Source organism: Streptococcus mitis subsp. hohhotensis (assembly GCF_020089495.2).
GTDB classification, from domain to species: Bacteria; Bacillota; Bacilli; order Lactobacillales; family Streptococcaceae; genus Streptococcus; species Streptococcus hohhotensis.
This window is the reverse complement of sequence record NZ_JAIRCA020000005.1, coordinates 74,473-87,085: the sequence shown is the minus strand read 5'-3', so window position 1 is coordinate 87,085 and position 12,613 is coordinate 74,473. Positions and strand designations below refer to the sequence as shown.

The 12,613-nt window shown below is 38.2% G+C and carries 9 protein-coding genes and 1 pseudogene; all 10 read left to right on the top strand.

All coding sequences use genetic code 11. From position 1 onward, the window contains the following. The first annotated feature begins 12 nt into the window (after positions 1-12). Positions 13-1,056, top strand: a complete 1,044-nt coding sequence (locus tag K4Z77_RS03440) for an AAA family ATPase (protein WP_224218446.1) — start codon at positions 13-15, stop codon at positions 1,054-1,056. A 3-nt stretch (positions 1,057-1,059) separates the two neighbouring features. Next, positions 1,060-3,285: a S8 family peptidase gene (locus tag K4Z77_RS03435; protein ID WP_224218445.1), complete on the top strand. Its 2,226-nt coding sequence runs from the start codon at positions 1,060-1,062 to the stop codon at positions 3,283-3,285. Positions 3,286-3,323: 38 nt separating this feature from the next. Next, positions 3,324-4,484, top strand: a complete 1,161-nt coding sequence (locus tag K4Z77_RS03430; RefSeq protein WP_224218444.1) for a restriction endonuclease subunit S — start codon at positions 3,324-3,326, stop codon at positions 4,482-4,484. A gap of 15 nt (positions 4,485-4,499) precedes the next feature. Next, positions 4,500-5,396 (top strand): annotated as a pseudogene (locus tag K4Z77_RS03425) (HAD family hydrolase); the annotation flags it as partial. Positions 5,397-5,488: 92 nt separating this feature from the next. Continuing rightward, positions 5,489-6,244, top strand: coding sequence for a hypothetical protein (locus tag K4Z77_RS03420; protein WP_224218443.1), 756 nt, complete (start codon positions 5,489-5,491; stop codon positions 6,242-6,244). A gap of 44 nt (positions 6,245-6,288) precedes the next feature. Continuing rightward, positions 6,289-7,890, top strand: coding sequence for a type I restriction-modification system subunit M (locus tag K4Z77_RS03415; protein ID WP_224218442.1), 1,602 nt, complete (start codon positions 6,289-6,291; stop codon positions 7,888-7,890). Between the two features lie 81 nt (positions 7,891-7,971). Further along, positions 7,972-8,376, top strand: coding sequence for a YbgA family protein (locus K4Z77_RS03410; RefSeq protein ID WP_224218441.1), 405 nt, complete (start codon positions 7,972-7,974; stop codon positions 8,374-8,376). Then, positions 8,360-8,722, top strand: a complete 363-nt coding sequence (locus K4Z77_RS03405; RefSeq protein ID WP_224218440.1) for a TIGR02328 family protein — start codon at positions 8,360-8,362, stop codon at positions 8,720-8,722. Before K4Z77_RS03410 ends, K4Z77_RS03405 begins: the two co-directional genes overlap by 17 nt. 243 nt (positions 8,723-8,965) lie before the next feature. After that, on the top strand, positions 8,966-11,215 hold the full coding sequence (gene metE / locus K4Z77_RS03400; RefSeq protein ID WP_224218439.1) for a 5-methyltetrahydropteroyltriglutamate--homocysteine S-methyltransferase: 2,250 nt from the start codon (positions 8,966-8,968) through the stop codon (positions 11,213-11,215). 100 nt (positions 11,216-11,315) lie between these two features. Then, entirely contained in the window at positions 11,316-12,182 is an 867-nt protein-coding gene (metF, locus tag K4Z77_RS03395; protein ID WP_000089966.1) for a methylenetetrahydrofolate reductase [NAD(P)H], read from the top strand. Positions 12,183-12,613: the final 431 nt, after the last annotated feature.

The following is a 12,613-nucleotide window of genomic DNA, read 5'->3' as shown; positions in this document are numbered from 1 at the left end:
GGAGGTCTAGCAATGAAAAAAAAGCAAGTGATTAACTTAATTAAGTATTTTACAGAGAAGAATGAGTCTGGATTTAGGACCGAAGCATATGAGATAGCAAAATCTTTTGATAAAAATGGAGACTATCAGTTAGCTGAATATATAATGGCATTGCTTTCAGATGCTAATACTTTTGTTCCACAAATGAATGAAGAAGATATTGAATCGTTAAGGAAGATATCACTGCTGAATTTAGAATCATTACCTTTGCCAGAACCTATCTCTAAAGATGTGATTGGAATCGTGAATGCTGTTCGGAGGAATATTGGAGTAAATAAGTTTCTATTTGAAGGGGCACCAGGGACTGGGAAGACAGAGACAACAAAACAAATAACTCGCTTATTGGAACGAGAACTTTATATTGTAGATTTTGAAACAATAGTTGATAGTAAATTAGGACAAACGTCAAAGAATATTGCTTCACTCTTTAAGGAAATAAATAGTTTTTCTAAACCAAACAGAGTAGTTATATTGTTTGATGAAATAGATGCTATCGCTTTAAATAGATTAGATACCAATGACTTGAGAGAAATGGGGAGAGCAACTTCTGCGATATTGAAGGGAATCGACTCACTAAACGATGAGGTTGTTTTAATTGCCACGACTAATCTGTTTGATGTTTTTGATAAGGCTTTAATAAGACGTTTTGATGCAGTAATTAATTTTAATAATTATAGTCAAGATGATTTATTGGATATTTCGAATGTTTTAATGAGTGATATTTTAAGAGATTTTAAACAATCTGGGAAAAATAGTAAATTATTGAGAAAGATTATCTCTCTGATGAAACCAATTCCTTATCCAGGTGAACTGAAGAATATCTTAAAAAGTGCAGTGGCTTTTAGCAGTTTAACTGATAAATACGATTATTTGAGGCGGATCTTTACAAATGCATATAAATCGATAGATGAAGTTTCAATTGAAGAATTAAAAGAGCTTGGTTTCACAGTACGTGAAATAGAAATTTTGAAAGGTATTTCAAAAAGTCAGGTTTCAAGAGAGTTAAAAGGATGTTAAAGAATGAATGAATTATTGCAATTAAAGGGGCGTTTTGAGCAAAAATCAAGTAGTGGTCGACCAGGTTCTCCAAAGTTGTTGGCTAATCAAATTGTAAGTGAAAAAAAAATATTAAAATTAAAAAAAGAGCTTGAAGAACTTAAAGAATATTGGTTAAATATCTCATATTTTGAAGGAGCTTTAATTTCAGTAACTTATGTAGATGTTGTTGCAAAAAGTAGAAGAATGAGAGAACTATTTAAAAAAAATAGTAGAATTCAACCAAATGATTGCGTTGTTGGAGCCAAATTTATTGATAAAACTTCTACAGAGAAGCAACATGTTATTACTTATTACGTAGATTTAGATGTTTTGGATGAATCGATTAATACTTTGAATATAGTTGCATCATTACTTATTAAAGATTTCAATGGAGAGATTTCTACAGAAAAATTAAATTCGATTAGTGACAGGACAGATAATTATGAACCAGGAATAATTGCTAGAACAAAATTTTTACAAGCTATTGTAGACATTAGTTCGATTGAAAATTTTGCAATACCCAAAAATGAACTTGATGAACTAAGAACATCAATTATTAGTATCTTTGATACCAAAGTGCCTACAAGTGAATTATTAAAGAGAGTTGGTTTAAATGTTCCTGATTACAGAGTGATTGATGAGACAACGATATTATTGACTCCGGATCAGTTAGAAATCTTAAATGAAAAGGCTCCTTATCTGATTTCTATGGCTACTACAGATTTATCGAAATTGGATGCTCAGGATTTTGAGATTTTTGATAGCGGGCATAGAATGACAATTCCTTCACCTGCTGATGAACCGGTAGTCGGAGTTATTGATACTATGTTTGATAGTAGTGTTTATTTTTCTGAATGGGTGACATTTCAAGATAAGGTAAATGCCGATATTCCAATTAATCCAACTGATTATGAACACGGTACAGCTGTATCTTCGTTAATTGTTGACGGTGCTTCAATTAATCCGGAATTAGATGATGGTTGTGGCCGTTTTAGAGTTAAACATTTTGGAGTTGCAAGGGGTAGTAAGTTTAGTTCATTTTCTATACTTAAGTCAATTAAAGAAATAGTAGCAGAGAATAGAGATATTAAGGTATGGAATTTATCATTAGGTTCAGCATTAGAAATTCAAAAAAATTTCATTTCTCCAGAAGCTGCTTTGTTAGATAAAATACAATATGAATTTGATGTTATATTTGTGATAGCAGGAACAAATAAAAGAGTGAGCGATAAAGCTAGAATGAAAATAGGGGCACCAGCAGATTCAATAAATTCTCTAGTTGTGAATGCCGTTGATAAGGATAATAAACCAGCGACATACTCTAGAGAAGGTAAAGTGTTGTCCTTCTTTAATAAACCTGATATTTCTTATTTTGGAGGGGATGGGAAAAACAAAATAAGAGTTTGTATGCCTACAGGAGAATATTTTGTAGCAGGAACATCTTTTGCGGCACCTTGGATTACTAGAAAAATGGCATATTTAATCCATAAGATAGGGTTAAGTAGGGAGGTAGCGAAAGCTTTAATTATTGATTCTGCAATATCATGGTCAAAACCAAATAGTTCTATGAATTTAATCGGGTATGGTGTAGTGCCTCAAAAAATCAAAGATGTGCTTAACGCCCAAGATGATGAGATTAAGTTTGTTATATCTGGAGAATCAATCATGTTTGATACATATAATTATAATCTTCCAGTGCCTGTCGTTGATGATAAGCACCCTTACATTGCTAAAGCAACGTTGTGTTATTTTCCCAAGTGTTCTAGGAATCAAGGAGTTGATTATACAAATACAGAATTAGATATTTATTTTGGTAGAGTTAATGGACAGAAAATAATTACTGTGAATGATAATAAACAAAATGATAATGTGTCTCTTTCTGAAACAGATGCTCGAGGATTGTTTAGAAAATGGGATAATATCAAATCAATTATAGAGTACGTTAAGCCAAATGGGCGAGCTAAGAAGGCATATGGTGATGGTTTGTGGGGGTTTAGTCTTAAAACTAAGGAACGACTTAACAACGGTGATGGTAGAGAACTTAGGTTTGGAATAGTTGTAACACTTAAAGAAATGAAAGGGATAAATAGGATTTCTGATTTCATTAGTCAATGTTCTATGCGTGGTTGGCTTGTGAATAGAATTGATATTCAGGAAATGATTGATATTTATAATGTTGCTGAGGGAGAAATTCATTTTGAAGATTAATTTTATTAAAAAAAGCTTGATGAAGGTTAGATAAAAATATGATAAAGCAAGATATTCCTAAAATAAGATTCTATTCCTATCAAGGTGCTTGGACAGAAGATAGAATTGCAGATATAGTCAAAATATCTGCTGGTGGTGATGTAGATAAAGTAAAATTGAAGGAAAGTGGAAAATATCCTGTTATTGCAAATGCTTTGACAAACAAAGGAATCGTTGGATTTTATGAAGATTATAAAGTGAAAGCTCCTGCAGTGACTGTTACGGGTCGTGGAGATGTTGGATATGCAGTAGCAAGACATGAAAATTTTACTCCAATTGTTAGACTTCTGACGCTTCAATCGGAAAAAATTGATGTTGATTATCTTGAAAATCAGATTAATTCTATGAGAATTTTAAATGAATCTACGGGTGTTCCTCAATTGACAGCTCCACAACTTGGGAACTACAAAGTGTATCATCCTAAAATTGAAGAACAATCCGCCATCGGTACCCTTTTCCGTACCCTCGATGACCTTCTGTCTAGCTATAAGGATAATCTCGCTAACTACCAATCTCTCAAGGCAACCATGCTCTCTAAGATGTTTCCCAAAGCTGGACAAACAGTTCCTGAGATTCGTTTGGATGGATTCGAAGGTGAGTGGGAACTAATCAAGTTAGGCGAAGTTTGTGATTTGATTACAAAGGGAACAACGGCAAAATCTCAATCAGAACAAGGAAAGGTAAATTTTGTCAAAGTTGAAAACTTGAAAGATAACGAAATCTATTCTGTTGTTAAGATTTCAGAGGAAGAACATTTGGGAAGTTTGAAGAGATCTATTTTGTTTGAAGGAGATATATTATTTTCGATTGCGGGTACTCTTGGTAGAACTGCAATCGTGAGAAATAATGTTCTTCCAGCTAATACAAATCAAGCTCTTGCAATTATTAGAGGATATAAATTAGATGCTTATTTTTTATTAGTAGTATTATCTGGAGAAGTTGTGAAAGATTATATCCGAAAAAATCCAACAGTAGGTGCACAGCCAAATTTGTCCTTAGAACAAGTTTCATCTTTGAAAATACAAGCTCCTTCCATTGAAGAACAACAAGCCATCGGTGCCTATTTCTCAAACCTCGATAACCTCATCAATTCTTATCAAGAAAAAATTTCTCAGCTTGAGGACTTGAAAAAGAAACTCTTGCAGGATATGTTTATATAAAAGGAGTGCAGTAAAATGTCAAAAGTAAAATTAGAAACTCTAAAGAAAGAAGAAAAACCTGTAGTAGCTATTTGCTATGATTTTGATAAAACGTTGTCTCCTGATGATATGCAAGCCCAAGGATTTATACAGAAGCTTGGGTATGAAATCAGTGAATTTTGGAAGAAATCCAATGGATTTGCCAAGGATAATAATATGGACAAGAATCTTGCCTATATGTTTACGATGAAAACAGAATCTGCAGGAAAGGTTTTATTTACAAATACAGAGTTAGCCAAGTTTGGTTCAGAGGTAGAACTATTCCCAGGAGTCGAAGACTGGTTCGAACGTATTAGAAAGTATGGGGAAGACAAAGGGGTTATTGTAGAGCATTATATCATTTCATCTGGTTTGAAAGAAATGATAGAGGGAACCTCAATTGCTAAGAATGGTGCTTTTAAGAAAATTTACGCAACTTCTTTTTATTGTGATGAAAATGGTGTTGCGGTTTGGCCTGCTCAAGTTGTTAACTATACAAATAAGACTCAATTTCTTTTTAGAATTACCAAAGGTATTTTAGATGTAAATGACGATGCAGTGAATGATTTTTTTGCTGAGAATGATTTACGAGTTCCTTTTAGAAATATGGTTTATTTAGGGGATAGTGATACGGATATTCCATGTATGAAGCTAGTCAAAACAAGAGGTGGCTACTCAATAGGTGTATTCAATCCAAAAACGAATGACAGAAAGAAAGTTCACAAAATGACTCAGGATAATCGTATTGATTATTTTGTTCCAGCGGATTACTCAGAAAATACAGAGCTTGATAAACTAATCAAGACGATTATTAAAAAGACGGCTTATAATGAATTGTTAGAAAACAAGAAAAATGCTAATAAACTTGAAGCAAGCTTAAGAAAGCGAAAAAGAAATCCAAAACTAAGGTAATTGTTTGCTAAATTAAAAGAATACCGATTAGGATTTATCGAAGCTAGTATATTTATATACAAAAAGGAGTTACCATGGTATCTGTAACACAACGTATAAAAGAAATTAACCAACCTCGAGGTGGTTATCTGCCTATCAAGTTATTTTCAGTAGAGCAGTTCGAAGATCACAGAGTTCTGCATTCGGTAGAGTCTATATCTCCTAGTTTAGTGGGGATTTGTGTGGACTACTTGACCCGTTTTATGAAAGGGGTAGAAGCCTGTGATGCTTTCAGAATTTCCCTCATGGGAGTTCATAAGGTTGACATGGGAGACCTAGCAGAAGCACTTCTCGATTTGGTGACAGGATTGGATGACTTATCGATAGAAAGTGCCTGTCGTCTAGCTTCTTTTGATGTTGTTTTTCGTGCAGGGGTTAAGTATTATAAACCTTTTGAAGAAATTATAGTGGATGCTGAAACGATAGAGAATATTCGTATCATGGTGGAGCGAAGTCTTTGCTTTTTTGACCTCTATGGTCCTTTGGTAAAGGATGGCTTTCATTTTCTTGGAGGTTATACAGATACGATTGATAAGGGGGATGGAGATTTTCTTACCAAGGATACATTATGGGACTTTAAGGTGACTAAAACAGCTCCTAATAAAGACCATACACTACAAGTCCTTGTATACTATATCATGGGGCTACATTCCTTTGACTCCGATTTCCTTTCTATCGAAAATCTTGGATTTTATAACCCTCGAAAAAATATCGTTTATCAACTTCCAGTATCTTCTATTCCTTTAGATTTGATTCAAACGATTGAAAATGAAGTGATTTGTTATAAATGATTGCTTGTTTAAAAAAATAATTGTTAAACTTAGAAAGAAACATTATGGAAACAACACAAACTTCCCAGTCGCTTTACCAAGCCCTGTGGAACTCAGCGGATGTTCTCCGCTCTAAGATGGATGCCAATGACTATAAGTCCTATCTTTTGGGCATGGTCTTTTATAAGTACCTGTCAGATAAGATGCTCTTTTTCGTGGCGGAGACTATGGAGGAGGGGAGTGAGAGTCTAGAGGCTGCCCTTGAGGTTTATCGTAACTACTATGAGGATGCGGACACCCACGAGGATCTTCTTGCAGTGATGAAGGACGAACTCAACTATAGTATCAAGCCTGAGTTGACATTTACGGCTCTTGTAGCACATGTCAATGAGGGGACTTTCCAGTTGGAAGATTTGGCTCAAGGTTTTCGTGATATTGAGCAGAGTGATGAACTCTATGAAAACCTCTTTGAAGATATTGACCTCTATTCCAAAAAGCTAGGGGCCACTCCGCAAAAGCAAAACCAAACGGTGGCGGCAGTCATGAAAGAGTTGGCTGTGCTAGATGTAGCTGGTCATGCTGGAGATATGCTGGGGGATGCCTATGAGTATCTGATTGGTCAGTTTGCAACTGACTCGGGTAAGAAGGCTGGTGAGTTCTATACACCTCAGCCTGTTGCCAAACTTATGACTCAGATTGCCTTTTTGGATCGTGAGGACCAGCTAGGCTTTACCATCTATGATCCGACCATGGGGTCCGGCTCTCTCTTGCTCAATGCCAAGAAATACTCTCATAAACCGCAGACAGTGGTCTACTTTGGTCAGGAACTCAATACCTCAACCTATAACTTGGCTCGGATGAACATGATTCTACACGGTGTTCCAGTTGAGAATCAGTTTCTCCACAATGCCGATACCTTGGATGAAGACTGGCCGACTCAAGAGCCAACCAACTTTGACGGTGTTCTCATGAATCCTCCCTACTCTGCCAAGTGGTCAGCAGGCTCTGGCTTTATGGCTGATCCTCGTTTCTCTCCTTTTGGGAAACTGGCACCCCAGTCCAAGGCTGATTTTGCCTTTCTTTTGCATGGTTACTACCATCTCAAGCAGGATAATGGAGTCATGGCTATCGTTCTTCCCCACGGTGTTCTTTTCCGTGGAAATGCGGAGGGAACCATTCGCAAGGCCTTGTTAGAAGAAGGAGCCATTGACACGGTTATCGGTCTACCTGCCAATATCTTCTTTAATACCAGCATTCCGACCACGGTTATCATTCTCAAAAAGAACCGTACCAATCGTGATGTCTACTTTATCGATGCTTCTAAGGAGTTTGATAAGGGGAAAAACCAGAATATCATGACGGATGTTCATATCGAGAAGATTCTGGAAGCCTACAAGTCACGTGAGGAAATTGACAAGTTTGCCCATCTAGCAAGCTATGAAGAAATTGTCGAAAATGACTATAACCTCAATATCCCTCGCTACGTAGATACCTTTGAGGAAGAAGAAGTCGAGCCCCTGACAGATATCGTCAGCAAGATTAACACGACAAATCAAGCAATCCAAAACCAAACCGCTTCCCTACTCGAAATGCTCGGTCAACTACACGGAACCACACCAGAAGCCGATGCTGAACTCAAAAAGTTTTTGAAAGAGTTTGAAGGGTGATGGGCTTAATTAATTCGCTCATTTTATAAATACAACTTTGTTTCCATATTTCCTGGAAACGGATAGAAAACAAGGAGAAACATGGAACAAACTAACCAAAAATCCCAGTGCCAACAACTCTGGGCTAGAAACAAATACCTCGTCTTGAGCCATTCCAGCAATATTTACAATGAGATTCGTCAGTATCTCAAGCAAGAAGAGGTGGAGGTGAGTCTTGTTCAAGAGATGATTGACCGTGCCTGTCAAATCCCAGAACACAGGGGTCAGGTTTGCAATGCTTTTCAGCATATTTGGGGATATTTCAAAAAGAAAGCGACAGAAGCTGAGAGAAAAGACTACATGCTTTTGCTGGATCGCTATCGCTTTGGACAGGCTTCTAAGGAAGATGTGATTGATAAGACTCGAGACTTGCTTAAACGCTATCCAAATACCTACTTGCTGCATTCGACTTTACTGAAAGGAGACTCCTATGAGACTTTGGCATGAGGCTTTGATTTCACAACTTCCTCGTCCTCAACTCTTGGGGCAATATCGAGAGTGTTGCGCCCTGCGTGGCAATGGCTGGGGCAGAAAACATGCGACGGTGGACTATGTCTTTACCCACTCGCCCTATCGTCTCTATGCCTATCATCGCTTGATCATGAAGGAAATGGCTGACCGAGGCTTTAAGGTCAGTCCAGAGTGGCTGGACAAGAACTACCGTGGCAAGACCTGCCCTCCTTATCAAGATTTAGCTGAGGAGAAGCTGAGCAGTCCAATCTACAGCGAACATGACGATGCCTACTATGAGGAGTGTCTGGACAATCTCCGAGAGAAGGGGATCAACCTATAGTCTTTTCTAATAACAAGTCATAGTCACTTATAAGAATTACTAATAACGTGTTTGAGAATTCTAACAAAAATACAGCAAAAAACAAGTTACACAAAGGATTTGAGGCATGTGTCTCAAGTCTTTTTCTTTTGTTTAAAACAGAGATATAGTTTCAAACTATATCAAAGCCTAATTTTTTACAATTATACAGATGATTTCTTTTCTGTTAAGATAGTTTCAACAACAAATTTTGGAGGACACATCATGTCAACTACAATCATCGGTTTCCCTCGTTTGGGCGAATTCCGCGAATTAAAATTTACAACTGAAAAATACTTTAGAAAAGAAATCTCAGAAGAAGAACTCTTGGCAGCAGCAAAAGACTTGCGTGCTAAACACTGGAACATTGTCAAAGAAAAAGGCATCACTGAAATTCCATCAAATGACTTTTCTCACTATGACAACTTCCTAGATGCAGCTTTTCTTTTCAACGTGGTACCTGCTTCAGTTCAAAATTTGGACTTGTCTGATCTTGAGCGCTACTTCGCTTTGGGTCGTGGTTACCAAGGAGAAAAAGGAGACGTTCGCGCCCTTCCAATGAAGAAATGGTTCAACACTAACTACCACTACATCGTTCCTAAGTTTGAAAAAGACACTCAAGTAAAATTGGCTGGTCACAAAATCTTCGATGAGTTCCAAGAAGCAAAAGAACTTGGATTGAACACTCGCCCTGTTCTTGTAGGTCCATTCACTTTCCTTCAATTGTCAGACTTTGAAGAAGGTGTGAAAGCAGAAGACTTCGTAGACAGCTTAGTTGCTGCTTACCAAGAAGTTTTTGCAAAATTGGCTGAACTTGGTGCGACTCGCATCCAATTGGATGAAGCGGCTCTTGTAAAAGACTTGACAGCTGAAGAAAAAGCTCTCTTCTTGAACCTTTACAACAAACTTTTGGCTGACAAAAAAGGTCTTGAAGTATTGCTTCAAACTTACTTCGGAGATGTTCGTGACGTTTACGCTGACCTTGTGAACTTGCCAGTAGATGCTATCGGTCTTGACTTCGTTGAAGGTAAGAAAACTCTTGAACTCGTTAAAGGTGGCTTCCCAGCTGACAAGACTCTTTATGCAGGTATTGTCAATGGTAAAAACATCTGGCGTAACAACTACGAAAAGAGCTTGGCTGTTCTTGAACAAATTCCAGCTGAAAACATTGTCTTGACAAGCTCATGCTCACTTCTTCATGTGCCATTTACAACTGCTAATGAAGAATTTGAACCAGCAATCTTGAACCACTTTGCCTTTGCGGTTGAAAAATTGGATGAAATCCGTGATTTGGATGCTATCCGCAATGGTCAAGGTGCAGAAGCTCTTGCAGCTAACAAAGAACTCTTTGCTACTGAGCGTGTGGGTGAAAATGCGGAACTTCGTGCGCGCATCGCTGGATTGACAGATGCAGACTATACTCGTTTGCCAGCTTTTGCAGAGCGTGAAGCTATCCAAGAAGAAGCTTTCAAACTTCCAGCTCTTCCAACAACAACTATCGGTTCATTCCCTCAAACAAAAGAAGTTCGTGCTAAACGTTTGGCTTACCGTAAAGGTGAATTGTCTCAAGAAGAGTACGATGCTTTCCTTGCTGAAACAATTGACGAATGGATCAAATGGCAAGAAGATATCGACTTTGATGTTCTTGTCCACGGTGAATTTGAGCGTAATGACATGGTTGAGTACTTCGGTCAAAACTTGTCAGGTTACCTCTTCTCTAAAAATGGTTGGGTACAGTCATACGGTATGCGTGGGGTGAAACCACCAATCATCTGGGGTGATGTAACACGTCTTAACCCTATCACTGTCAAATGGTCTAGCTATGCACAAAGCCGTACAAACAAACCTGTTAAAGGTATGTTGACTGGACCTGTTACCATCCTCAACTGGTCATTCCCACGTGAAGACATCTCTATCAAGGATTCTACTCTTCAAATCGCCCTTGCCATCAAGGATGAAGTGCTTGACCTTGAAGCTGCAGGCGTGAAAATCATCCAAATCGACGAGGCTGCTCTTCGTGAGAAATTGCCACTCCGTCGTAGCGACTGGTACGAAGACTACCTTGACTGGGCAATTCCTGCCTTCCGCTTGGTACACTCAACAGTAGCGCCAGATACTCAAATCCACACTCACATGTGTTACTCAGAATTTACAGATATCATCCCAGCTATCGACAACTTGGATGCGGACGTTATCTCATTTGAGGCTAGCCGTTCAAACCTTGAAATCTTGGACGAACTCAAAGCGAAAAACTTCCAAACAGAAGTGGGACCTGGGGTTTACGATATCCACTCACCTCGTGTGCCAAATGAAGGCGAAATCGACAATACAATCGAAGCCATCCTTGCTAAAGTGCCAAGCAAGAAAGTTTGGATCAACCCAGACTGTGGTTTGAAAACACGTGGTATTCCAGAAACAAAAGAAAGCTTGATCCGCCTTGTTGAAGCAGCGAAAGCTGCGCGTGAGAAATTGTAAGATAGGATTTTTCAAGAAGTGCTGTTTGGTCAATCTGCCTGTTTCACTTGGATTCTAGGAATCCAGCTAACGAAAAAACAATTAGAAAAGGATAAGGACTATGTCACGCCAAACACCGTCACTCTCATTTGAAGTGTTCCCTCCCAATCCAGCTGTGGGTAATGATAACATTATTTCTGCTCTTCAAGATATGCAGGAGCTAGCGCCGCACTTTATCAGTGTGACTGCCAGCAATAATAAATTTAATATCAAGGAAACGACGGTCCGTTTGGCTGATTTTATCCAAAATGACTTGGCGATTCCGACTATTGCTCACTTGCCAGCCATCTATTTGACCAAGGACAAGGTTGCTGAAACTATTGCAGACTTGGACAAGGTTGGAGTGCAGAAAATCTTGGCTCTTCGTGGGGATATTATTCCAGATGTGGAACCACAAAAGGATTTCCGCTACGCAACTGACTTGATTGAGTTCATCAAGGAACAAGCCCCTCACTTTGATATTGTTGGTGCTTGTTATCCAGAAGGCCATCCAGATTCACCAAATCAGATTTCAGATATTCAAAATCTTAAGAAGAAAGTAGATGCAGGTTGTTCGAGCCTCGTAACTCAGCTTTTCTTTGACAATGAGCGCTTCTATGATTTCCAAGACAAGTGCATCTTGGCTGGGATTGATGTTCCCATTCATGCAGGGATTATGCCAATTCTGAATCGAAATCAGGCTCTCCGTCTCTTGAAGACTTGTGAGAATATCCATCTTCCACGCAAATTTAAAGCCATTTTAGACAAGTATGAGCATGACCCTGAGTCGCTCAGAGCAGCAGGACTTGCCTATGCAGTGGACCAAATCGTGGACTTGGTAACTCAGGATGTTGCAGGTGTGCATCTCTACACCATGAACAATGCGGATACAGCAAAATACATCCACCAAGCAACTCATGCCTTGTTTAATCATCAGTCTCTCGGATAATAAAAAGCAAACCATTCTTCTCAGGTGAGAGGAATGGTTCCTTTTTAATGGTAAAGACCGCACTTTTTAAGAAAAATATGATAAAATAGACTCTGTACGTACTTGATACAAAGATGAGGATATTAAAAAATAGAATGCATTCTAACTGAAAGGTTTAGATACTTTAGCATCAAATCTTTCTGATGACTAACGGTAGGAAAGAGCGACACGAACGAGTCAAATCGATGTTATTTGACGAGAGAGTTAGTAAAGCATTTAGCTAATTGCCTGATAGCGATTAGCGTGAAAGGATTAGATGCTTTAGCATCAAACCTTTCTAATGATTTGTATCTTGAGTAATTGAACACGGGCTAAATCCCTAGTGAAAAAGATAGATTTCCTGGTGTACATGGTACACTGCGTCAATCTCCTATTTTCATACGGGATTCTTC